Origin of the sequence: Mesorhizobium escarrei (genome assembly GCF_935825525.1) — a bacterium.
Lineage (GTDB): Bacteria > Pseudomonadota > Alphaproteobacteria > Rhizobiales > Rhizobiaceae > Mesorhizobium > Mesorhizobium escarrei.
In genome coordinates this window covers 1-22,115 of record NZ_CAKXZT010000113.1, presented here as the reverse complement: position 1 = coordinate 22,115, position 22,115 = coordinate 1, and the positions used below count along the sequence as shown (strand labels likewise).

At 62.9% G+C, this 22,115-nt stretch carries 24 protein-coding genes and 1 pseudogene; 11 read left to right on the top strand and 14 right to left on the bottom strand.

Annotation, left to right across the window (positions count from 1 at the left end; all coding sequences use genetic code 11):
* Positions 1 to 331 precede the first annotated feature (331 nt).
* From NMG80_RS07715 to NMG80_RS07695, 5 genes and pseudogenes are all read right to left on the bottom strand, one after another.
* Positions 332 to 1,513: a cystathionine gamma-synthase gene (locus NMG80_RS07715; RefSeq protein ID WP_254017567.1), complete on the bottom strand. Its 1,182-nt coding sequence runs from the start codon at positions 1,511 to 1,513 to the stop codon at positions 332 to 334.
* Positions 1,510 to 2,937, bottom strand: a complete 1,428-nt coding sequence (locus NMG80_RS07710) for a pyridoxal-phosphate dependent enzyme (RefSeq protein ID WP_254017566.1) — start codon at positions 2,935 to 2,937, stop codon at positions 1,510 to 1,512. The genes NMG80_RS07715 and NMG80_RS07710 overlap by 4 nt, the downstream gene beginning before the upstream one ends.
* Positions 2,938 to 3,298: 361 nt before the next feature.
* Positions 3,299 to 4,646 (bottom strand): annotated as a pseudogene (locus tag NMG80_RS07705) (FAD/NAD(P)-binding protein).
* Positions 4,647 to 4,683: 37 nt separating this feature from the next.
* Complete coding sequence (locus tag NMG80_RS07700) at positions 4,684 to 5,136, bottom strand: RrF2 family transcriptional regulator (protein WP_254017565.1); 453 nt, start codon at positions 5,134 to 5,136, stop codon at positions 4,684 to 4,686.
* Between the two features lie 454 nt (positions 5,137 to 5,590).
* Positions 5,591 to 5,776: a hypothetical protein gene (locus NMG80_RS07695; RefSeq protein ID WP_254017564.1), complete on the bottom strand. Its 186-nt coding sequence runs from the start codon at positions 5,774 to 5,776 to the stop codon at positions 5,591 to 5,593.
* A 305-nt stretch (positions 5,777 to 6,081) separates the two neighbouring features.
* Between NMG80_RS07695 and NMG80_RS07690 the strand changes: the two genes are divergently transcribed.
* The 3 genes from NMG80_RS07690 to NMG80_RS07680 all read left to right on the top strand — a co-directional run bounded on the left by NMG80_RS07690 (position 6,082) and on the right by NMG80_RS07680 (position 9,068).
* Positions 6,082 to 6,435, top strand: coding sequence for a septal ring lytic transglycosylase RlpA family protein (locus tag NMG80_RS07690; protein ID WP_254017563.1), 354 nt, complete (start codon positions 6,082 to 6,084; stop codon positions 6,433 to 6,435).
* A 576-nt stretch (positions 6,436 to 7,011) separates the two neighbouring features.
* Positions 7,012 to 8,289: a polyhydroxyalkanoate depolymerase gene (locus NMG80_RS07685; protein ID WP_254017562.1), complete on the top strand. Its 1,278-nt coding sequence runs from the start codon at positions 7,012 to 7,014 to the stop codon at positions 8,287 to 8,289.
* 161 nt (positions 8,290 to 8,450) lie between these two features.
* A complete protein-coding gene (locus NMG80_RS07680) occupies positions 8,451 to 9,068 on the top strand; it encodes a transglutaminase-like cysteine peptidase (RefSeq protein WP_254017561.1) in 618 nt (205 codons plus the stop codon).
* A 99-nt stretch (positions 9,069 to 9,167) separates the two neighbouring features.
* On the opposite strand, the gene NMG80_RS07675 is transcribed toward NMG80_RS07680, so the two are convergent.
* Genes NMG80_RS07675 through NMG80_RS07660 form a run of 4 tightly spaced genes read right to left on the bottom strand, consistent with a single transcriptional unit; the run spans position 9,168 to position 11,971 of the window.
* Positions 9,168 to 9,533 carry a helix-turn-helix domain-containing protein gene (locus tag NMG80_RS07675; RefSeq protein WP_023802676.1) on the bottom strand — a complete coding sequence of 122 codons (366 nt, stop codon included), beginning with the start codon at positions 9,531 to 9,533 and terminating at the stop codon, positions 9,168 to 9,170.
* A 42-nt stretch (positions 9,534 to 9,575) separates the two neighbouring features.
* Positions 9,576 to 10,097 (bottom strand): Smr/MutS family protein, encoded by a 522-nt coding sequence (locus tag NMG80_RS07670; RefSeq protein ID WP_254017560.1) that lies wholly within the window; start codon positions 10,095 to 10,097, stop codon positions 9,576 to 9,578.
* Positions 10,094 to 11,245, bottom strand: a complete 1,152-nt coding sequence (gene mltA / locus NMG80_RS07665) for a murein transglycosylase A (protein WP_254017559.1) — start codon at positions 11,243 to 11,245, stop codon at positions 10,094 to 10,096. The genes NMG80_RS07670 and mltA overlap by 4 nt, the downstream gene beginning before the upstream one ends.
* A 24-nt stretch (positions 11,246 to 11,269) precedes the next feature.
* The gene (locus NMG80_RS07660; RefSeq protein ID WP_254017558.1) at positions 11,270 to 11,971 is read right to left on the bottom strand and encodes a Tim44/TimA family putative adaptor protein; all 702 of its coding nucleotides are present in this window, start codon (positions 11,969 to 11,971) and stop codon (positions 11,270 to 11,272) included.
* A gap of 199 nt (positions 11,972 to 12,170) precedes the next feature.
* On the opposite strand from NMG80_RS07660, the gene NMG80_RS07655 reads away from it, so the two are divergent.
* The 5 genes from NMG80_RS07655 (at position 12,171) to secB (ending at position 14,493) form a co-directional block, all read left to right on the top strand.
* Complete coding sequence (locus tag NMG80_RS07655; protein ID WP_254017557.1) at positions 12,171 to 12,665, top strand: FxsA family protein; 495 nt, start codon at positions 12,171 to 12,173, stop codon at positions 12,663 to 12,665.
* Between the two features lie 154 nt (positions 12,666 to 12,819).
* Complete coding sequence (locus NMG80_RS07650) at positions 12,820 to 13,188, top strand: beta-lactamase family protein (protein ID WP_254017556.1); 369 nt, start codon at positions 12,820 to 12,822, stop codon at positions 13,186 to 13,188.
* Entirely contained in the window at positions 13,131 to 13,562 is a 432-nt protein-coding gene (locus NMG80_RS37255) for a serine hydrolase domain-containing protein (protein WP_367185936.1), read from the top strand. The genes NMG80_RS07650 and NMG80_RS37255 overlap by 58 nt, the downstream gene beginning before the upstream one ends.
* Before the next feature lie 200 nt (positions 13,563 to 13,762).
* The gene (locus NMG80_RS37015) at positions 13,763 to 13,894 is read left to right on the top strand and encodes a hypothetical protein (RefSeq protein ID WP_301942994.1); all 132 of its coding nucleotides are present in this window, start codon (positions 13,763 to 13,765) and stop codon (positions 13,892 to 13,894) included.
* A 98-nt stretch (positions 13,895 to 13,992) separates the two neighbouring features.
* A complete protein-coding gene (secB, locus tag NMG80_RS07645; protein ID WP_027153623.1) occupies positions 13,993 to 14,493 on the top strand; it encodes a protein-export chaperone SecB in 501 nt (166 codons plus the stop codon).
* Positions 14,494 to 14,660: 167 nt separating this feature from the next.
* Here secB and dnaQ read toward each other — a convergent pair whose 3' ends face one another.
* From dnaQ to NMG80_RS07620, 5 genes are all read right to left on the bottom strand, one after another.
* Positions 14,661 to 15,380, bottom strand: coding sequence for a DNA polymerase III subunit epsilon (gene dnaQ, locus NMG80_RS07640; RefSeq protein ID WP_254017555.1), 720 nt, complete (start codon positions 15,378 to 15,380; stop codon positions 14,661 to 14,663).
* An 86-nt stretch (positions 15,381 to 15,466) separates the two neighbouring features.
* Positions 15,467 to 16,069: a dephospho-CoA kinase gene (gene coaE, locus NMG80_RS07635; protein ID WP_254017554.1), complete on the bottom strand. Its 603-nt coding sequence runs from the start codon at positions 16,067 to 16,069 to the stop codon at positions 15,467 to 15,469.
* Positions 16,070 to 16,075: 6 nt separating this feature from the next.
* Positions 16,076 to 16,945 carry a shikimate dehydrogenase gene (locus tag NMG80_RS07630; protein WP_254017553.1) on the bottom strand — a complete coding sequence of 290 codons (870 nt, stop codon included), beginning with the start codon at positions 16,943 to 16,945 and terminating at the stop codon, positions 16,076 to 16,078.
* Positions 16,938 to 17,537: a Maf-like protein gene (locus NMG80_RS07625; protein ID WP_254017552.1), complete on the bottom strand. Its 600-nt coding sequence runs from the start codon at positions 17,535 to 17,537 to the stop codon at positions 16,938 to 16,940. Before NMG80_RS07625 ends, NMG80_RS07630 begins: the two co-directional genes overlap by 8 nt.
* Positions 17,538 to 17,706: 169 nt before the next feature.
* Positions 17,707 to 18,528, bottom strand: coding sequence for a pyruvate, water dikinase regulatory protein (locus tag NMG80_RS07620; protein ID WP_254017551.1), 822 nt, complete (start codon positions 18,526 to 18,528; stop codon positions 17,707 to 17,709).
* A 403-nt stretch (positions 18,529 to 18,931) separates the two neighbouring features.
* Here NMG80_RS07620 and hemE point away from each other — a divergent pair, with 403 nt between their 5' ends.
* The 3 genes from hemE (at position 18,932) to rho (ending at position 22,069) form a co-directional block, all read left to right on the top strand.
* The gene (gene hemE, locus NMG80_RS07615; protein ID WP_254017550.1) at positions 18,932 to 19,960 is read left to right on the top strand and encodes a uroporphyrinogen decarboxylase; all 1,029 of its coding nucleotides are present in this window, start codon (positions 18,932 to 18,934) and stop codon (positions 19,958 to 19,960) included.
* Positions 19,957 to 20,508, top strand: a complete 552-nt coding sequence (gene hemJ / locus NMG80_RS07610; RefSeq protein ID WP_254017549.1) for a protoporphyrinogen oxidase HemJ — start codon at positions 19,957 to 19,959, stop codon at positions 20,506 to 20,508. Before hemE ends, hemJ begins: the two co-directional genes overlap by 4 nt.
* Before the next feature lie 295 nt (positions 20,509 to 20,803).
* A complete protein-coding gene (rho, locus tag NMG80_RS07605) occupies positions 20,804 to 22,069 on the top strand; it encodes a transcription termination factor Rho (RefSeq protein ID WP_027153631.1) in 1,266 nt (421 codons plus the stop codon).
* Positions 22,070 to 22,115 lie beyond the last annotated feature (46 nt).

Sequence of the window (22,115 nt, the reverse complement as noted above, 5' to 3'; positions counted from 1 at the left end):
CGGCAATTATAGGGAAGCCACAATTCCGCCGGATGCGGCGAAGGTCAACGGCTATCGCAGAGGTTCAGCGCAAATCGCTTCAGGTTTGCGCTGCCCCTCATCCGCCTGCCGGCACCTTCTCCCCGTAAACGGGGAGAAGCCCGCTGGCCGCAGCTTCTGCACTCTTCTGCAATGCTGGAAATTGAAATCATAGACGAGAGCATCCTCTCCCCGTTCTACGGGGAGAGGATGCCGGCAGGCAGGTGAGGGGCAGCGCCAGCATCGATGATTGACCGCCTCAGCGTCGGTAAGCGGTTTCAATGCCAGAAACGAGCGCCCCAACACAGGGCCCTCACCCCCCCAGCGCCTGGTCCAGATCCGCAATCAGATCATCGCCATCCTCGATGCCAGCCGACAACCGCACCAGCGAATCGGAAATCCCAATCTCAGCCCGCTTCCCGGCCGGGATCGAACCATGCGTCATCAGCGCCGGGTGCTCGATCAGGCTTTCGACGCCGCCGAGGCTTTCGGCCAGCGTGAACAGCTGCGTGTGCTCGAGGAAGCGCTTGGTGCCGGCGAGGTCACGGTCGAGCTCGACCGTGATCATGCCGCCGAAGGCGTGCATCTGCCGCCTGGCGATGGCGTGCTGCGGATGGCTTGGAAGACCGGGATAGATGACGCGGCGGATGTCGGGGCGGCTTTCCAGCCAGTGCGCGATCTTCTGGCCGTTCGACGAATGGCGCTCCATCCTGAGCGCCAGCGTCTTGAGGCCGCGCAGCGCCAGGAAACTGTCGAACGGCCCGGAAATAGCGCCAATGGCGTTTTGCAGGAATTTCAGCCGGTCGGCCAGATCCTTGTTGTCGCCGACGACGGCGACGCCGCCGACCATGTCGGAATGGCCGTTGAGGTATTTGGTCGTCGAATGGACCGATATGTCGATGCCGAGCTCCAGCGGCCGCTGCAGATAGGGGCTGCAGAAGGTGTTGTCGGCAACCGAGAGCACGCCCTTGCGCCTGGCCAGGGCGGCCACCGCTTCGAGATCGACGACGCGCAGCAGCGGATTGGTCGGCGTCTCGACCCAGAGCAGCTTCGTTTCCGGGCGGATCGCCGCTTCGACTGCGGCCAGATCGGTGAAGTCGACGAAGTCGACCTGGAGATTGGCCGAGCGCTTGCGCACCCGCTCCAGCAGCCGAAACGTGCCGCCATAGATATCGTCGGTTGCAACGACATGGGCACCGGAATCGAGCAGTTCGAAAATCGTGGCGATCGCCGCCAGCCCCGAGGCGAAAGCGAAGGCGGCTGCGCCGCTTTCGAGATCGGCCACCGCGCGCTCGAAGGCAAAGCGGGTCGGGTTCTGGCTGCGCGCATATTCAAAACCCTTGTGCACGCCCGGGCTCTGCTGGCCGTAGGTCGAGGTCGCATAGATCGGCACCATCACCGCGCCCGTCGTCGGGTCGTGGCTCTGGCCGCCATGGATCGTGCGCGTCGAGAAGGCCAGGCGGTTGCTGCCCGATACGGTGGCTTTGATGGTCATTTTGCGCGGCGCCTTAGATGGTTGATCAGGTCGATGCGGGTTATCAGGCCGATGAATTCGTCGCCGTCGAAGACGATGGCGACTTCGTTGCGGTCGAACACCGGCAGCAGCGCATCGAGCGTCTGGCTGGCCTGCAGCGTGTGCAGATTGGCGGTCATCGCCGTGCGCACCGGGGCCTTGAAGCGGTCCCAGCGGCTGTCATAGGGGCCTTCGACGTGGGCGAGGATATCGCTTTCGTCGACGATGCCGACCAGTCTGCCGTCGTCCAGCACCGGCAGTTGCGAGACATCCGAACGGCGCATGCGGCCATAGGCGTTGAGCAGGCTTTCGTCCGGGCCGACAGACACGATGTCGCCGGTGCGGTGCGTGCGCATCACCAGGTCGCGCAAATCGCCATGCTGCTCGTGCTCGGCGAGGCCCTGCTCGATCAGCCAGAAATCGTCAAACACTTTCGACAGATATTTGTTGCCGCTGTCGCAGACGAAGGTGACGACCCGCTTCGGCACGGTCTGCTCGCGGCAATAGCGCAGCGCTGTCGAAAGCAGCGTGCCGGAGGACGAGCCGGCGAGGATGCCCTCCTTGGAAAGCAGGTCGCGCACCGCCAGCATGCTCTGCTTGTCGGTGATCGAGTAGGCCTTCCTGACCAGCGACAGATCGGCATTGGGCGGGACGAAATCCTCGCCGATGCCTTCCACGGTCCAGCTTCCGGCCTCTTGCATCTTGCCGGTCTTGATCAACGGTGCCAGCACCGAGCCGACCGGATCGGCGAGAATCATCTCGGTCTTCGGCGAGATTTTTGCGAAATAGCGGCCAAGCCCGGTCAGCGTGCCGCCGGAGCCGACGCCGACGACCACTGCATCGACGTCGCCGTCGAGCTGCGAATAGATCTCCGGACCGGTGGTGGTTTCATGGGCGTCCGGGTTGGCCGGATTGGCGAACTGGTTGGCATAGAAGGCGCCAGGCAACTCGGCGGCGATCTTTTCGGCCATGTCCTGATAGTATTCGGCGTGGCCCTTGCCGACATCGGAACGCGTCATGCGGACTTCCGCGCCAAGCGCCCGCAGATGCTGGATCTTTTCGCGCGACATCTTGTCGGGCACGACCAGAATGATGCGGTAGCCCTTGGGGATGCCGACCTGGGCGAGGCCAAGGCCGGTGTTGCCGGCGGTCGCCTCGACGATGGTGCCGCCGCGCTTCAGCCTGCCCTGTTTTTCGGCGTCGGCGATCATCGACAGCGCAATGCGGTCCTTGATCGAGCCGCCCGGATTCTGGCTTTCGAGCTTGATGAACAGCCGGCACTTGCCGATCTCGAATTTGGTCAGCTCGACAACCGGCGTCTGCCCGATCAGGTCGAGAACCGATGCATAGGGCGGACGCAGGCGGGACATTGCCCTGTCCGGGGGGGCGATCTTGTGCACGCTCATGCTGATGCTCCATGGTCAAGCGACCGCCTTGGGCAGGCTGTCAGCCTATCCTCTTTTCCAGCCGTTTGCAGTCTGAAAGAAGATAGATCGTGCCATTCCATTGGCCAGACGGGGAATGGGATTCCGTAGGGCCGCTCCGTCACGCTAATCACGATAAGGTCGCGGGACAGCACCCCCCTCTGGCCTGCCCTCTTTGCCAAAACTTGGCATCTCCCTCAAGGGGGGAGATCGGATCTCACATCGGCTTTCGCCAATCTCCAGCGTTGAAGAGACACGGGGCGTTGAAACTGCCGATCTCCCCCCTTGAGGGGGAGATGTCCGGCAGGACAGAGGGGGCGCCGTAGAGCGCCGACCTCATACCTTAACCCAGCAGCCGCCGGCTCAGCCGCGCGCACTGTATGCGGATGTCCGGTATGGCGTCGATCTCGAAGAAGGTGCCGCGGGTCAGCGGCCCGACCGCCAGGATCTTGGCCGAGACGGTGCCGTCGCTGGCGATCACCTCGCAATTGTGATACGTCGAGGCCAAGGCGCAGCGGATCCGGCCGGGCCAGCCCGCGATCGACCAGCGATCGCACCACACTGTTCGACGTGGTCGAGATGTCCCTGGCGATGCCGGTGCAATCGTAGATGCGGGCAACGTCGAACGTCTCGATGTTTTGCGTGTGGCGCGACTGGACCTCGACCGTAAATTCATCGCCCGCATTGATGCCGACGACGCGCCCGGCGACAAGCCGGATGCGGCCCGACTGGACCGCCTCGGTGACACGGCCATAGACTTCCGGCGCCATACGATGGCGGTGGATGTCCCACCACGCCTTGGTGTGCTCGACGAAGCGGCGCTTGGCCGAAGACGGCCAGTTTTGCCAGATCTTCTGGTTGAACGGCCTGAGACCGTCGACGATGTCGCGCCAGTCGATGCCGGCCTTCTGGTTTTCCCGGATCAGGTCGCGAAACCAACCGACGAAATAGGAGAGCTGGGTGCCGAGCGGAATGTCGGCAACGTCGAGCTTGATCGGATTGCCCTTGCGATGCGGCGAAGGCAGCAGGCCGCGCCGCGACACCGCAATAATCTCGCCGCGATGGCCGCGCTGTTCGAGCGACAGGAAGGCATCGACCATGCTCAACCCCGTGCCGAGCACCAGGACTCGGGCTTCCGGGTCGAGCACGGTGTCGGCGTCCGATCCCATCCTGATGGCATGGCCGTGGCCGGCGCCCGGCTCCTCGTCATGTCCGGTCGCCAGCACGGCAATGTGGGCGACAACGCTGGTGCCGTTGGCCAGCGCCACCTCGACCCCGGACCCGGTCGGCGAGATCGACAGGCTCTCCTCGCGGATCAGGCGAAGACGCCCCGTCTCGCGCGCCTCGAGCTCGTCAAGCAATTCCTTCAGGTAGCGGGCATAGACGCTGCGCGGCGCGTAGACCGGCGCCTGCGCTGGGGTTGCCAGGCCGCGTTCAAGCAGCCAGCGCCAGAAATTGCCGTGGTCGTCGGCATAGGCGCTCATGCCGGCCGCGCTGACATTCAGCACATGCGCCGACAGCAGCGTGGAATAGGCGATGCCCTGGCCGAAATGCGGGCGCTTTTCGATCAGCGTGACACGGAGATCGGGATTGGGGGACTTCAGGAGATGGGCGGCAAGGACGACGCCGCTGGCGCCGCCGCCGACAATAACGATCGAATTCGGGACGATCGAATTTGCGCGGCCGGTCATGCGCGGACCAATTGCCTGAGGAGCCGTCGGTTCCGGCTCAGGCCTGGATTTTCAACGCAGCGGAAAGGTCGTCGTCGCCGGCGATATCGCGCATCTCGGCGAGGCTGCGCTGATCCAGCACCTCGGCGATCGCTTGCCGGACCTCCAGCATCAGATGTCGGACTTGGCATGTCGCCTCGTTGCAGTCTTCGCAGCGCTGATATCGGGTGCGACTGGCGCAGGGTATGGGAGCAAGCGGTCCGTCGAGCACGCGCACGACGTGGCCGATCTTGATTTCATCCGCCGGCCGCGCCAGGCGGTAGCCGCCCTCCTTACCCTTGCGGCTCTGGACAAAACCGGCATTGCGCAGTTCGCCGAGGATGGCGTCGAGAAATTTCTTCGGGATGTTGTTCCCGGTGGCGATATCGCCAACGAAGGCGAGCTGACCAACTGGCAGCCGCGCCAGATGGATGAGCGCCTTGAGGCCGTACTTGCCCTTTTTTGTGAGCATAGACCGAACGTTTCTCTGTCATGCAATGGCGCAGGGCCACCGGTTGCGAAACGCCTGGCGTGCGTCCCCACCGCGTCCAAGCTTGTATGACATTCTAGCAATTCGATACACAAGACGGGTGCCATTGATTTTGCTTCGTTTTCAAGCCGCTGCGGCCATTTGCCGGACGTTCTTCCCTCCTGAAGCCACGAGGCACGCCAATGGGGACAGCCAGCGCTCGACACTCATGCGGGTGATCGCCGCGATATGGACATCGCTCATCGTTCTCTCATTCCTGCAATGTCTATAAGACTACTATACTTAGCCCCGAATACAGCGACCGGTTTTCAAATCGTCGGCCATTCGCAGCATTGATTTGCCGAAGCTGCGCGCGAATTAGGAAAATGCTTGCTTTCGGCGGGCCGCGCATTCGCCGGTCGACCGTAACGCCGCCAGGCCTGAGGTGGATCGAGTGTCAGGGGAGCGAACGGTTCGCCCACACCAGGCCGCCCAGGCCGACCAGCGCAGTGACGATACCGATATAGAGCCATTGCGACTGGCCGGTCATGAAGCTTCCGCCGACGAGGCCGATGCCCTGCAGCGACCACAGCGCACCGACGGCGAGCACAATCAATGCCAGCAGATTCTTGATCAATCTCATCGTCGGAATTCCCTTTCCAAGTCGATTGTCAATTCCGCCATGACCGCAATGGCAAGGCGAAAGGAAGCGACCCGATCGCTCTCACATCTACTTGCCTAGTGGGGCCGGGTCTTGCCGGAAACACCTCGATGCTGGTGCGAAGACCACCAGACATACATCGGCGCAGTCCCAACATTCCATGACAGACTGTTTCCAGCCGACTCCAAACGTGTACTGTAGTCATGGAACCGCCAGACGACTGCCGCATTTCGTGCCATATTCGATCCGTAACGGCCGGGTCTGTCAAACGGAGCCCCTTGGCACAGATGAACAAACCCAACCAGACCGCGCTTGTCGCGGTGACGATCGCGGCTGGCCTGATGGTCGCCGCATCCCCTGCCGCCGCGCAATGCGGCCGCGCCTCCTGGTACGCTCTGACCTCGAAGACCGCTTCCGGCGAGCGCATGAACCCGTCGGCGCTGACCGCCGCGCACCGCACCTTGCCTTTTGGCACCAAGCTTAGGGTCACCAACCGCAACAACGGCCGCAGCGTCGTCGTGCGCATCAACGACCGCGGCCCGTTTATCAAGGGTCGCGTGATCGACCTGTCGAAAGGCGCCGCGGGGCGGCTCGGCTTCATCAGCTCGGGCCATGCTGCTGTGTGCACCGACCGCGTGTGATGCCACGCGTCTGAGATATGTCTTCACGGCCGAATGGCCGCGCTGCCCCTGCTGTCAAGACCTGGGTTCCTCGCCCACCGCGAAGCGGGGGAGAGGTGGCCGCCCACGGGTCTTGCCTCTGGCAAACCCGAGGACAGGCTCCGCGGTCGGAGAGGGGGCTTTCGTAGAGCGCGGTTCCCCCCCGTCTCGGCTTTGCCGAGCCACCTCTCCCCCACTTTCGTGGGGGCGAGGAACCCAAGCTGGAATGAAGCCGCGATTTTTCCCCTCTGTCCTGCCGGACATCCCCCGGCAAGGGGGCGATGGACGTCGCTTCGGCTTTCGCGAATCATCAGCCCCGGAAGGCAGGCGGATGAAGGGCGGCGCAACCTGAAGTTTGCCCTCTCCGGCACCTTTCGCACTTGCACAATAAGCCGGCTGCCGCCGTTCAAAGTCGGTTTTCAACGCCTTAGACGAAAGTATCAGTATAAATCAATTCACTTGACGTATTGCATCGCAGCAGTTTGTTGTTAACCTTCGCGCGAGAGATTCAAGGCTCGGCGCTGCGTCGTCCCTTCGGTCGCAGCAGCGGGGTTTTCGATGTTCTACCAGTTCTACGAAATGAACCACGCCGCCGTGCAGCCGGCCCGCCTCTATGCCGATGCGGTGCGGATGTTCTACACCAATCCACTCAATCCGTTCACGCACACGTCCTGGGGCCGCTCGATCGCGGCAACGGCCGAATTGTTCGAGCGCACGACGCGCCGCTACAGCAAGCCGCAATTCGGCCTGACCAAGACCGTGCTCGACTGGAAAAGCGTCGATGTCACCGAAAAGACTGTGTGGTCGCGGCCGTTCTGCAATCTGCTCCGTTTCGAGCGGGCGGTTCCCGTCGGACGCCGGCCTGATCCGAAGCTGCTGATCGTGGCGCCGATGTCCGGCCACTATGCAACGCTGCTGCGCGGCACGGTCGAGGCGATGCTGCCCCATGCCGACGTCCACATCACCGATTGGGTCGACGCCCGCATGGTGCCGCTCAGCGAGGGCAGCTTCGACCTCGACGACTACATCGATTACATCGTCGACATGCTGCATGCGCTGGGCCCCGACACCCACGTGATGGCGGTGTGCCAGCCTTCGGTGCCGGTGCTGGCGGCGGTGGCGCTGATGGAAACGCGCGGCGACCCGTTCGTTCCTTCGACAATGACGCTGATGGGCGGGCCGATCGACACCCGCCGCAATCCGACCGCGGTCAACCTTCTGGCCGAGGAAAAGGGCGTCGACTGGTTCCGCGACAACGTCATCATGCAGGCGCCGTGGCCGGTACCGGGCTTCGGTCGCGAGGTCTATCCCGGCTTCCTGCAGCTTTCGGGCTTCATGAGCATGAATCTCGACCGCCACATCATCGCCCACAAGGACTTCTTCATGCATCTGGTGAAGAATGATGGCGACAATGCCGAGAAACACCGCGATTTCTACGACGAATATTTGGCGGTGATGGACCTGACGGCGGAGTTCTACCTGCAGACGGTCGACACCGTGTTTGTCCGCCATGCCTTGTCCAAGGGCGAAATGACGCATCGCGGCGTCGTCATCGATCCCTCTGATATCCGCAATGTCGCCCTGTTCACGGTCGAGGGCGAGAACGACGACATTTCCGGCCTCGGCCAGACCCAGGCCGCGCACGACCTCTGCATCAACATCCCCGCGGACAGGCACGCTCACTACATGCAGCCGGCGGTCGGCCATTACGGCGTCTTCAACGGCTCGCGCTTCCGCTCCGAAATCGTGCCGCGCATCGTCGACTTCATCACCAGCTATGGCCGCCAGACCCGCGTTGCGGTGAGGCCGAAGCTGGTTCGGACCGCCAAAAAGTAAAGATGTCCCGGATGGCAGCCGCCGTTCAAGTCGACCTGTTGCACAATAGCCGCGCTTTCGGCTGCGCGGGTAACCATATCGCAAATCTGGCCGTTGGTATAATTGACAGGGACTGTAGATCGCCCTTAACGTTTCATTAACAACAAGGGACGAGGGGGACAATGATTTCCTCACCAATGGCGAGAGGGCTGCGCGTGTGCGCCCTGTTAGGGCTGGCTCTTGCGACAGGCTGGTCGACCGCGGCTTCGGCGGCCGGACCAATGGCAACCGGCGGCCCGACATCGCAGCCGATCGGCCATTACGATTTCTGCAAGACCAGTCCGGCCGAATGCTCGATCCACCCGGGCAATCTCGCCCCCGCCACGATGACCGGCGCGCTCTGGCGCAAGATGCTCGGCGTCAACGCCAGGGTCAACGCCGCCGTCAAGCCGATAAGCGACATCGACATTTATGGCAAGGACGAGGTCTGGGCCTATCCCGTCAGGGGCGTCGGCGACTGTGAGGACTACGTCCTGGAAAAGCGCCGCGAATTGAATCGCTTGGGCGTGTCCTACGCCAATCTTCTGATGACCGTCGTGCGCAAGCCGGACGGCGAGGGCCATGCCGTGCTGACCGTGCGCACAAGCAAGGGCGACTACGTCCTCGACAATCTGGACGGAAAGGTCCGCTCATGGGACCGGACCGGCTACCGCTTCCTCAAGCGGCAGGCGATCGACAATACCGGTCGCTGGGTCTCGATCCGTGATGGCCAGCCGGTTCTGGTCGGCGCGGTCCAGTAGCCTCTTTCTCCCCGTTTACGGGGAGAAATTGCCCGGCAGGGCAATGAGGGGCGGCGCCAACATCGACAATCGATCGCCTCCACACGAGTCGGACAAGCCCTACGTCCGCCCCAGCGCGGCGCGGATCGATGCGGTGATGCGGCGGAGCTCCGCCTCGTCGAGTTTTTCGATGTTTTCGGCCAGGACATTGGCAAGCTCGGTGGCGGCGGGGCTGAGGCCCGACGTGTCGAGCTTCACTCGCGGGTGCGAGGTCTCGGCCAACCGCGCGAGTTCTTCGGCATCATCCCAGATGACATTGAAGTAGCCGATGATCTTCTGGATCAGCGTCCAGGTTGGCGCGCCGCGGCGGCCGTGCTCCAGCGCCGACAGATAGGCGGCGCTGACGCCGATCGCCCTGGCCATGGCCTTTTGGCTGACGCCGCGTTCGCTCCGCAGGGCGCGAAGCTTTTCGCCGAACGGGGTCACAAGTCCATCCTCGTGGGGTGCACTCTCATGCCCGCATCCGCATTAGCGCGCGCGCCGAAGGCGGACATAGAGCGCGCCTGAGCCGCCATGCTTGCGGGCGGCGTGGTCGTGGCTGGAGACGAGCGGCCTGAATGCGGGTGTCGACAGCCAGGCCGGCACGGCGCGCCGCAAGATGCCGTCGCCGCCCGACGAGGAGCCCTTGCCGGTGATCACCAGCACATAGCGGATGCCGCCGGCATGCGCCCGGTGCAGGAAGGAAAACAAAAGCGAATAGGCTTGGTCCTGGCTCAGGCCATGCAGATCGACGCGGCCTTCGATCGGCAGCCGGCCCTTCGACAGTTTTTCCAGCGTCGGCTCGTCGAGCGCATGCGAAACATGCTGCGTCTTGGCTTTCGTGGCCGCAGCAGGAGCCATCGCCTGGGCACGCGGCGGTGGCTTGGCGTCATCACCGATGTCCGCCGGGTTGTCGATGGCGGACTTGCCCTTCAGCGGCTTGGCCGTGCGCGCCACCAGGTTCCACAGAACCCGGTCGTCCTCGCTCAGCCTGTCGATGCGCCGGGTCATCGGCCGGCTCCCGGCACAAGCCGACGCGGGATCAGCGCGTAGAAATCGGCAGGGTTGCGGACAACGCCGGCGATCTCGCCGGCCGCATCTCCCGTACCAGTGAACAGATCGCCACGGGCCGGGCCGGTGATGGCCGAGCCGGTGTCCTGCGCGATCATCAGCCGCCGGAAGGGCTTGTTGTCGAAAGCGGTCAGCGACGGCCCGTCGATGTAGAACGGCGTGCCGAATGTATGCAGCAGACGGTCGACAGCAACGGAGCGGCCCGGCGTCAGCGGCACTTTTGCGGCAGCGATCGGCCCGAGTTCCGGGTCGTCGACCGCCGCCTCGCTGACGGAAATCTCGCGGAAGAAAATATAGGAGCGGTTGCGCCACAGGATCTCGTCGATGCGCTGCGGATGCGCCTTGAACCAGGCGCGGACCGACTGCATGGTCACCGCTTCCAGCGGGATTTCGCCCAGCTCGCTCAGGATCTTGCCCGGTCCGGTAAAGCGCTGGCCGGATTTGGCGGCATAGGTGACGCGGCAAAGCCGGCCATCGGTCATGGTGAGCCGCGCAGAACCCTGTACGTGGATAAAGAAGGCGTCGACCTTGTCGGCGAGCCAGGCGATTTCCAAACCCTTGCCCGCCAAACCCTTGGCGTCGAACCCCTTGCCGACGAGCGCGCCGCGCTCGATCTCGCCGCGGTCGAAATACTCGACCGGTCCATCCGACGTGGCGCGGCCGAAGGCGAGATAGGGGTCCATGCCGTCGGGCCGGTTGGCGTCGTCGATGTCGACGAGATCGGCCGGACGCGACAGCAGCGGCACTGTAAATCGTTCGGTTCGCACCGGCGAGGCGTCGACCACCGGTTCATAGAAGCCGGTGACGAGGCCGACGCCGCCACTTTCCGCCGCTATGTGCGCCGGGATGAAATGGAGCTCGAAGAAGGCGCGGGCTTGGCGCCGGCCGGTTGGCGAAACGGTGCGGGCTGCAGCATAGGCCTCGGTGAAGGCATTGAAGTCGACACCGAGCCCGCCGGAGCGATAGGGTTTCGCCAAGACCTGAAAAGCCGAACGCCGGAAAGCCGCGAACGCGGCCAGATGGTCGTCCTCCTCCCAGCCGGGCAGATCGTCAAAGGATTTTTCCCGGAACGCCTGAGAAAGCGGCACGACAGACCCCGCCGTAGTCCGGGCTCAGTCTTCTTCTTCGGTGGCGACGAGCTTCCAGTTCGGGTCGCGCGAGCGCGTATCGCGGGCGAAGGTCCAGACATCCTTGACCTCGGCGACGGTTTCAGGATCGCCGTCGATGACGGCGCCGGCCTTGTCGCGCGTTGCCGAAATCAGTTCGCTGACGATACGCAAAGTGATATGCGCCTCGCTGCCCTTCATCTCGGCGGAAACGATGTCGGCCTTGTCGATGCCGACGAAGGAGGACTGGATCTTTTCCGATTTCGCCTCGCGGTCGCCGATCGCCGCGACGAAGCCGTCATAGACCTCGCGCGACAACAGGTTCTTCAGCGTCTTGCGGTCGCCATCCGCATAGGCCATGACGATCATCTCATAGGCCATCTTGGCGCCGTCGACGAAGGTCTTGGGATCGAATCCCGGATCATTGTCCTTGATCGCGCGCAAGCCCTTGTTGAGATCGGTGTCAGGCTTGGCGAAGGCGTCGATCGCCGCGTAGGCGTCGATTGCCGGCTCTCCCGGCGCTCGCTTACGCGGCAGCGAGACCACGTTCTCGGGCTTCTGGGCATCGTCGCGGGTGCGGCCCGCCGTATAAGGATCGAAGGGCGGGCGCTCACTGCCGGTGCGGCGGCCGAGCACATTGCGCAGCTGGAAAAAGATCACAACCGCCGCAACCAGAAAGAAAATCGTGCCGAAGTCGAAGAATCCCATATCTTCCGCCAATCAATCCCTACTCCGGCCGGACCGCCCGGCCAGGCAATGGCTGCGGTCGCATAGCGTTCAACATCCAAAGCATATAGAACGCAAGCTGCAATCATTCAAATTAAAGGCAGCCATACCTATCTAAAAGGTTCAGGGCCAGCGGCGATTGCCCGCCGGCCAGCAAAACATCGAAACGATCGGTCAAGATTTGCGCATTTCGCTGCTTCCCCTGTTCATCCTGGCGCTTCCGCTGCTGGAGATCGCCGGTTTCGTCGTTGTCGGCCGCCAGGTCGGCGCCCTGGCGACGGTCGGCCTGGTGCTGGCTTCCAGCGTCGCCGGCGCGCTGTTGTTGCGATACCAGGGGTTCGGCGTGATGACCCGGGTCCGTGCCGAAATGGACGCCGGGCGTGATCCAAGCCGCCAGCTCGCGCATGGCGCCATGGTCGTGCTGGCAGCGATCCTGCTCATCATCCCCGGCTTCATCACCGACATTTTCGGCATTCTGCTGTTGCTGCCGCCGGTCCGTGACCTCGCCTGGCGCCGGCTGAAAGGCCGCATCGTGATGGCGACCAGTTTCGGCACCGGCGGATTCCGGGCGAGGCCGCGCGACAAGACCATCGACCTCGACGACAGCGACTATTCGCGCGGCGACGAGCACGGCCCCGATCACAATTCCCCCTGGCGCCGCCTCAAGGACGAGTAGGTCGGCCTGAGGACGAGTAGCGGCAGCTAGTTTATCTGGTTGAATTTGCACTGCTCAATAGCGGCATTCGACCCCTGGCGGACCTCACCGCGATCGAAATAAATTGATACAGGTCTTGATGAAACACCAATGATGGCTCTGCTCGGTTCCCCCGATGGAAGAATTGACTAGCATCGATGATCGGGATGACGGCTGGGAGATCTCTCCACCTGATGCCGGGGCCATGGATGCCGACATGCTCAGCGGGCTCGCTCCGCAGTTTGAAAACTGGGATGAGGCAAACCCTCATGCCGTACTGATGGTTCGCCGCGGCAAGCTGGTTTGCGAGCGCTACTTCACCGGGGAGGACAGGGCATGGGCAACGTCTCTCGGACGCGTCACATACCATGCCGGCCTCAGGCACGATCTGCGTTCGGTCACCAAGAGCATCACGTCACTGCTCTTCGGCATTGGCGTTGATCGAGGGTGGATCGACGACCTGGACGACCGGTCTTTTCATTCTTCCCTGAATACGCGGATCTGAACACGCCAGATAAGGCGCGGATCGATCTTCGGCACCTCCTCACGATGTCGGCAGGGTTCGCATGGAACGAGGAACTCCCCTACAGCAATCCGGCAAACAGCGAACGGCGGATGATCGATGCTCCAGACCCCTATCGCTATGTGCTTGAACAGCCAATCATCCGGCCGCCTGGTGCAGCCTATTGCTACAATGGCGGCCTGACCGCTCTCCTCGCCGCGATCTTGGAAAAAAGGTCAGGTTCCCCGCTCGATGCCCTCGCCAGGGAGGCGCTGTTTGAACCTCTCGGTATTCAGGATGTCGAATGGGGTACGCTACGCAGACGGCACGCCCAACGCTGTGTCGGGACTTCGCATGTGCCCTCGCGATCTTGCTAAAATTGGCCAGCTTGTCCTCGACCGGGGCATATGGAAGGGCGGGCCCGTCATCTCGGAGGCTTGGATAGAAGAGTCGACCGGCCCTCATGTGAACGGTGCAGGCCTGTTCTTTTACGGTTTCCAGTGGTGGCTTGGGTCGGTCACTTGTCGATCGTCAGGAGATCAGGTGGATCTCCGCCGTCGGATATGGCGGCCAGCGCATGTACATCGTGCCAAGCTTGGACCTGGTGGTGGTGGTCATGGCGGGGCTGTACGACAATCCCTTTCTCCAGTCGATCGCCGGCGAAGTCATCTTGCGTCGGTATGCACTGCCGGCCGCGCTTGCGGCTTGATTGCCCCGGCAAACCTTGTCTTGTCATGCCGACCATGGTAGCGAACGCCCGATTTCAATCCGGTCAGCAACGCTGCCGAGGCAAAAGGACAAAGGCTTATGGCCAGCAAAGACGACGCGCCGACCGGCGCGGCCAGTGGCAATGGCGACGCGACGCAGCCTTCGCTCAACGTGCTTGCCCAATATGTGAAGGACCTTTCCTTCGAAAGTCCCGGAGCGCCGAACTCGCTGCGCGGCCGCGACAAGGCCCCCGGCATCGCGATCAACGTCAATGTCAACGCCAACCCGCTTTCGGACAAACAGTTCGACGTCAATCTGACGCTGAACGCCAAGGCGTCCTTCGACAAGGAAGTGCTGTTCAACGTCGAGCTGGTCTATGGCGGCGTGTTCGCCATCAGCGGCTTCCCGCAGGAGCACATGCTGCCGCTGCTGTTCATCGAATGCCCGCGGCTGCTGTTCCCGTTCGCCAGGCAGATCATCGCCGAAGCGACCCGCAATGGCGGCTTCCCGCCGCTGATGCTCGATCCGATCGATTTCGCGCAGATGTTCCAGCAGAAGCTGGCCGAGGACCAGGCCGCCAGCAAGGTCAAGGTGAGCTGAGAAGGCTATCTCGGTAGGCTTGAAAAACCCGGCCTCACGCCGGGTTTTTTGTTTGGGACGAACTGCTCGATCCTGAGCGATTGGATGCCGATCGGCAGGAACCGTCCACAGTGGCAGCTGAAAATTATCGACGCCACTGCCGATCGGCATTCAACCCGTCAAAATCACTATGCCGCAGAACTCGCTTCCCGGGCGACGCGCAGCCAGAGCGCCTTTTCGCCCAAAGTGCCGACCATGCTCGCGTGCGCGCTGCGCTCCGCCTCGGTCAGGCGAGACGGCAGCGCTATCGGCCGCGCGCCGATGCTGATGTCGATGTCGTCGACGTTTCTCCTGCCGCCGGCCGGCGCCGTGGCACTGTCGAGGATGAGTGCCGCCTGCTTGCCGCCGATGAGCTCGATATAGACCTCGGCCAGCAATTCCGAATCGAGCAGCGCGCCGTGCTTGGTGCGGCGGGCATTGTCGATGCCGTAGCGCCGGCATAGTGCGTCCAGCGAATTGGGGCCCATCGGATGCTTGCGGCGCGCCAGCGCCAGCGTGTCGACGACAAGACCGGGATCAACGACCGGATGGCCAAGCCGGCCGAACTCGACATTGAGGAAAGCGATATCGAAAGTCGCATTGTGGGCGACCAGCTTGGCGCCGTCGATGAAGGCAAGAAACTCCTCGGCGATGTCGCTGAAGGTCGGCTTGCCCATCAGGTCGGCGGCGCTGATGCCATGAACGGCCTGCGCCTCCGCATGGATCGGTCGTCCCTGCGGATTGATGTAGTGGTGGAAGGTGCGGCCGGTCGGGAAGCGATTGACCAGCTCGATGCAGCCGAGCTCGATGACGCGATCATCGCGGAAATCGAGACCTGTGGTTTCCGTATCGAAGATGATCTCGCGCATCGAATCAGTCCGTTGTGTCCGGCGTCGTTCCAGCCGAATCAATTTGGGAACAAATTGGCAACATATTGCGCCGGACGCAAGCGCCGTTAAGCAGGCCTGCCGGCTTTATCCCCGACCAGTTTCGCGACGATCGCATTGACCGCCGCGCGTGCCGCATCAAAACCCTGTCCGGTGTCGATGACGAAATCGGCAGCCTTGCGTTTTTCGGCGTCGGGAACCTGCCTAGCCAGGATCGACGCCAGTTTCTCCTCGCTCATGCCCGGCCGCGCCAGCACGCGGGCGCGCTGGATGTCGGGCGACGCGGTGACGACCACGACCTTGTCGACGCGGTCGCGGCCGCCGGTTTCGAACAGCAGCGGGATATCGAGAACGACAAGCGACGCGCCGGCGGCCCGGTTCCTGGCCAGGAAAGCGTCGGCGTCGGCGCGGACCAGCGGGTGGATGATCGCTTCCAGCCGTTTCAGTGCGGCTGCATCGCCGAGCACCCGCTCGGCCAGCGTGGTGCGATCGACCAAGCCGGATTGTGTCGTTCCGGGAAACGCCGCCTCCACCAGCGGAGCCGCCTTGCCGGCGTAGAGGCGATGCACTGCCTCGTCCGAATCGTGGACAGGCACGCCGGCTTCGGCAAACATCCTGGCCGTCGTCGACTTGCCCATGCCGATCGATCCGGTGAGGCCGAGCACGATCATGCTTTTTTACTCCCTGGTCATCCCTTGGGCACCGAGACCTTGGGCACCGAGATTGGCGACGATCATCTGCCGCAATTCGGCAGTGACCTCAGGCCTGATGCCGAACCAGCGCTCGAAGCCGGGCACCGCCTGGTGCAGCAGCATGCCGAGCCCGTCGACGGTTTTCAGGCCGCGCGCCTTGGCGGCGGCCAGCAACGGCGTTTCCAGCGGCACATAGACAATGTCGGTGACGATGGCATGGTCCGGCAGCCTGGCCGGATCGGCGGACAGCCCTTCATTGCCATGCATGCCAAGCGCTGACGTGTTGACCAGCAGGCCGGCATCGGCAAGCAACTCGCCGGTCGCCGCCGTGCCGTGGGCCGAGACCCCGGCGCCGAAGCGGTGGCGCAGTTCCTCGGCTCGGGCGAGCGTCCGGTTGACGACGCGGATATCGTCAATCCCGCGCTGCTTGAGCGCCTGAATGACAGCGCGGGCGGCGCCGCCGGCGCCGAGCACCACGGCCGGGCCGTTTGTGGCCCAGCCCGGCGAATGCTCGTTGAGATTAGCGGCAAAGCCATAGGCGTCGGTGTTGCCGCCCCACAGAGTTCCGTCCTCAAACCACAGCGTGTTGGCGGCGCCGATCTGTTCGGCCGCAGCGTCCAGGCGCGTCGCCAGCGCGAAGGCAGACTCCTTGTGCGGGATGGTGACGTTGCCGCCACGATAGCCATTCGCCTCGAGTGTTTCGACGAATTCGGCAAAAGCCTCCGGCGCAATGTCGATCGCCCGGTAGCTGCCGTCGATACCGTATTTCGCCAGCCAATAGGCGTGGATCTTCGGCGACCGCGAATGCGCGACCGGGTGACCGGTGACGAAGGCCTTTTTCGCGGCCTCAGCCATCGATGGCTCCGAACTCGCGCAGCTTGGCCAGGACGGGCAGAAGCGGCAGACCGACAATGGTGAAATGGTCGCCTTCTACTTTTTCGAACAGCTGGATGCCCTCGCCTTCGATCTGGTAGGCGCCGACGCTGGACAGCGCCTTGGCGCCGACGCGCGCCAGATGGCGGCCGATAAAGGCCGGAGCGAGCTTTCGCATGGTCAGGCTGGCAACGCCGACATGCCGCCACAGAACTGCGCCGTCGCGGGCCAGCACCACGGCGCTGTTGAGCTGATGGGTCTTGCCCGACAGCGCCAGGAGATGGCGGCGCGCGGCTTCCATGTCGGCCGGCTTATGGAATACTTCGTCGCCGAGCGACAGCGTCTGGTCGCAGCCGAGCACCAGGGCGCCGGGCTTTCGCTCGCTGACCTCGGTGGCCTTGGCCTCGGCCAGCACCAGTGCGACGTCTTCGGGCGAGATACCGCTGTCCTGCAAGGGTGCTTCGAGCGCGCGCTCGTCGACTTCCGCCGGAACCGCCTCGACCGCCACGCCGGCATTGACAAGCAGCGCCTTGCGAAACGGGCTGCCCGAGGCAAGGATGATTTTTTCGGTCATTTTTATCGCCCGATTTCTGACGCTCACTAGGGTGTGTCGAGATTCAGGTCAGGCCGAGCCGAAAATGGTGGCTTCCGAGAACCGGAGCGGAGCGTACTTTTCGTACGTGAGCACCGGAAGCGCAGGAAGCCGCCGTTTGCAGGCCGGCATCACCTGAATATCACACGCCCTAGCGCGTCTTGCCGCGCAGGGCAACGATCGCCGCCGCCGTCTCCTCGATCGAGCGGCGGCTGACGTCGATCATCGGCCAACCATGCCGGGTGCAGATCTGGCGGGCGTAGGCGAGTTCCTCGTTGATCGCGGCGCGGTCGACATAGTCGGTCGGCTCGTAGGCGCTGGTGTTGCCGAGGATGCGGTTCTGGCGGACCTGCGAGATGCGCTCGGCGGTGGCGATCAGCCCGACGATCAGCGGCTTCGTGGCGTTGACCAGGCTTTCCGGCACCGGCACGCCGATCACGATCGGGATGTTGGCGGTCTTGATGCCGCGATTGGCGAGATAGATGCTGGTCGGCGTCTTCGAGGTGCGCGAAATGCCGACGAGCACAATGTCGGCATCATCCATATTGGCGGGCAGCTGGCCGTCATCATGCTCCATGGTGAAGTTGAGCGCGTCGATGCGGCGGAAATATTCGGCGTCCAGCACATGCTGGGCGCCGACGCGGCGACCGGCCGGCGTGCCGAGATAGGACTGGAACACGGTCAGCACCGGTTCCAGCACGGAGACGCAAGGCAGGCCCATGGCGGCGCAGCGCTCGTCGATGCCGCGGGCGAGCTTCTGGTCGACGACCGTATAAAGGATGATGCCCGGCTCCTCCTCGATGTCCTCGAACACTTTCGTCACCTGCTTTTCGGTGCGGATGAGCGGGTAGATATGCTCGATGGCGCGCGCATCCTTGTATTGCGCCGAAGCCGCGCGCCCGGCCGCCAGCAGCGTCTCACCAGTGGCATCGGAAATCAGGTGAAGGTGAAAGAAGCTCTGGGGTTTGTTCACAGGGGTTCGTTCCAAGCTGTGGGCCGATGTGGATAAGGTCGGTCGGAAAGATCGGCCGGTTCGGGGCGACTGTATCAGATGCCAGTTTGTCCACAATTCGATGCGCGGTCGGCTGCGTCGGGCGGCTGGGGACAAATCCGGGGACGGGCTTTTTCGACTCGGCCCCATCCACAAGGCCATTTTCTCTAGGCGGGCGGTAACACATTGTTCCCAGTCGGAAATTTCCAACTGTCCCCAAACTCCTCCTATCCGGCAGAAGAAGCACGCGACAATATGCTGGCTGGCCTTTTCCGGGGCAAGGCGGGACAGGAGACAACCACCGATACCAACAGACTCTTAGAATCATAAGATTCCTAGAAATGGAATATTTAATTATAGAGAAGGCTGGAGAGGCGAGCGCTGAATGCCTGAAAACCGCATCATGCTGGACGTGTTGAAGGGCAAGCCTCTGTCTCCGCCGCCGCTCTGGATGATGCGGCAGGCCGGCCGCTATCTGCCGGAGTATCGCGAGACACGCCGGCGGGCCGGATCGTTCCTCGATCTTTGCTATAATCCCGATCTTGCCGTGGAAGTGACGCTGCAGCCGATCGAACGCTTCGGCTTCGATGCATCGATCCTGTTTTCCGATATCCTTGTCGTGCCGCATGCGCTGGGCCGCGACGTGCGCTTCGAGGAGGGCCGCGGACCGCTGTTGACACCGATCTCGGCCACGGAGATTGCCGCTCTCGACGGCGAAACGTTTCACGTGAATCTCGACCCAGTCTACGAGACGGTCAGGCGATTGCGGACAAAACTGCCTGATGAAACGACGCTGATCGGCTTCTGCGGCGCGCCCTGGACGGTGGCGACCTATATGATCGCCGGCCACGGCACCTCAGACCAGGCCCCGGCCAGGCTTTTTGCCTATCGTGAGCCGGCGGCTTTTTTACAATTGCTGAACGTGCTTGCCGATCACTCTGCTGCCTATCTGATCCGACAGATCGAAGCCGGCGCCGATGTGGTGCAGATCTTTGACTCGTGGTCCGGCGTGCTCGACGAAGTCTCTTTCGAGGCGTTTTGCGTCAGGCCGGTGGCGGAGATCGTCAGGCAGGTCCGGGCCGTCCATCCCGACATTCCGATCATCGGCTTTCCCAAGGGCGCCGGCGCCCACTACCGCAGCTATCGCCAGAAAACCGGCGTGACCGGGTTGGGACTCGACTGGACCGTGCCGTTGACGACGGCGAAGGAACTGCAGCGCGACGGCGCCGTGCAGGGCAATCTCGATCCGTTGCGGCTGGTGGCCGGCGGCAAGGCGCTTTCGGACGGTGTCGACACGATCCTCAAGGCACTGGGCGATCGACCGCTGGTCTTCAATCTCGGGCACGGCATCACGCCGGAAACGCCGATCGCGCATGTCGAGGCAATGGTGAAACTGGTGCGGGCACATCGATGACCGACAGGAACACGACCAGCAGGAAGGCGGACAGCAGCGGGGCGGGCGCGATGCGTCGAGCAGCGATCGCCATCGTCATCTTCCTCGTCCTGGCGGCGCTTCTGTTCCTGTTCGGGCCGGATGATTTCTATCCCTGGGCAAAGGCGATCCATGTCATCGCCGTCACCTCGTGGATGGCGGGCATGCTCTATCTGCCGCGGCTGCTGGTCTATCATGCCGACGCCGAGAAAGGCTCGGTCCAGTCGGAAACCTTCAAGTTGATGGAGCGCCGGCTGCTGCGCGGCATCATCAATCCGGCCATGATCATCACCTGGGTGTTCGGCCTCTGGCTGGCCTGGAAAGGTTTTGGCTTTCAGGGTGGCTGGCTGCATGCCAAGATCGCCGCGGTGCTTGGCCTCTCGGCGGTTCATGGCTATCTGGCCGGCGCGGTGCGCAAATTCGCCGAGGACCGCAACGAAAAGCCCGCAAAGCACTGGCGGATCGTCAATGAGATCCCCACATTGCTGATGATCGTCATCGTCGTGCTGGTAATCGTGAAGCCGTTTTAAGCTTCGTGCTTAGCGAATATTTTGTAACGCCGACGGTTGGCGAAACCATCAATGAGAGCGCCCCCTCTCCCCGTCACTATACGGGGAAAGGATGCCGGCAGCCAGGTGAGGGGCAGCGCAAACCTGATGCGATTGGCGGCCACAAAAGGCGGCTTGCTCTTTCAGTCGACCGGCGATAAAAGACGGGTCTTCCTTCCCGTCATGCGCCGCCCCATTCATCGCTTCGGCCGCGCCCGGCATTTGTCGCATCCCGCCGATATTTCCCCATACTTACTCACTCAGAGTCCGTCTAATGATGCAAGAAATGAAACTCACCGAGTTCAAGAACAAGAAACCGCCAGAGCTGATCGCTTATGCCGAATCGCTCGAGGTCGAGAACGCCAGTGTCATGCGCAAGCAGGAGCTGATGTTCGCGATCCTGAAGCGGCTGGCGACCCAGGATATCGAGATCATCGGTGACGGCGTCGTCGAGGTGCTGCAGGACGGTTTTGGCTTCCTGCGCTCGGCCAATGCTAATTACCTGCCGGGTCCGGACGATATCTACATTTCGCCGTCGCAGATCCGGCGGTTCTCGCTGAAGACCGGCGACACCGTCGAAGGCCCGATCCGCAGCCCGAAGGAGGGCGAGCGCTATTTCGCGCTGCTCAAGGTCAACACGATCAATTTCGACGACCCGGAAAAGATCCGCCACAAGATCCATTTCGACAATCTGACGCCGCTTTACCCGACCTCGCGGCTGAAGATGGAAATGGACGTTCCGACCTCGAAGGATATCTCGGCCCGCGTCATCGACCTGGTGGCGCCGCTCGGTAAAGGCCAGCGCGCTCTGATCGTGGCGCAGCCGCGCACCGGCAAGACGGTGCTGTTGCAGAACATCGCCCACTCGATCACCACCAATCATCCCGAATGCTACCTGATCGTGCTCTTGATCGACGAGCGGCCGGAAGAAGTCACCGACATGCAGCGCTCGGTGAAGGGCGAGGTCGTCTCGTCGACCTTCGACGAGCCGGCGGTGCGCCACGTCCAGGTCGCCGAAATGGTGATCGAGAAGGCCAAGCGCCTAGTCGAGCACGGGCGTGACGTCGTCATCCTGCTGGATTCGATCACCCGCCTCGGCCGCGCCTACAACACCGTGGTGCCGTCATCCGGCAAGGTGCTGACCGGCGGTGTCGACGCCAATGCGTTGCAGCGGCCGAAGCGCTTCTTCGGTGCCGCCCGCAACATCGAGGAAGGCGGCTCGCTGACCATCATCGCCACCGCGCTGATCGACACCGGAAGCCGCATGGACGAGGTCATCTTCGAAGAGTTCAAGGGCACCGGCAATTCGGAAATCGTGCTCGACCGCAAGGTGGCGGACAAGCGCATCTACCCGGCCATGGACATCCTCAAGTCCGGCACCCGCAAGGAAGACCTGCTGGTCGCCCGGCAGGACCTGCAAAAAATCTTCGTGCTTCGCCGCATCCTGGCGCCGATGGGCACCACCGACGCCATCGAGTTCCTCATCGACAAGCTCAAGCAGACCAAGACCAACGCGGATTTCTTCGATTCGATGAATACGTAAGGGGCTAGTCTGGCGCCTCTTGCCTTCTCCCCCTGTGAGGGCTTTG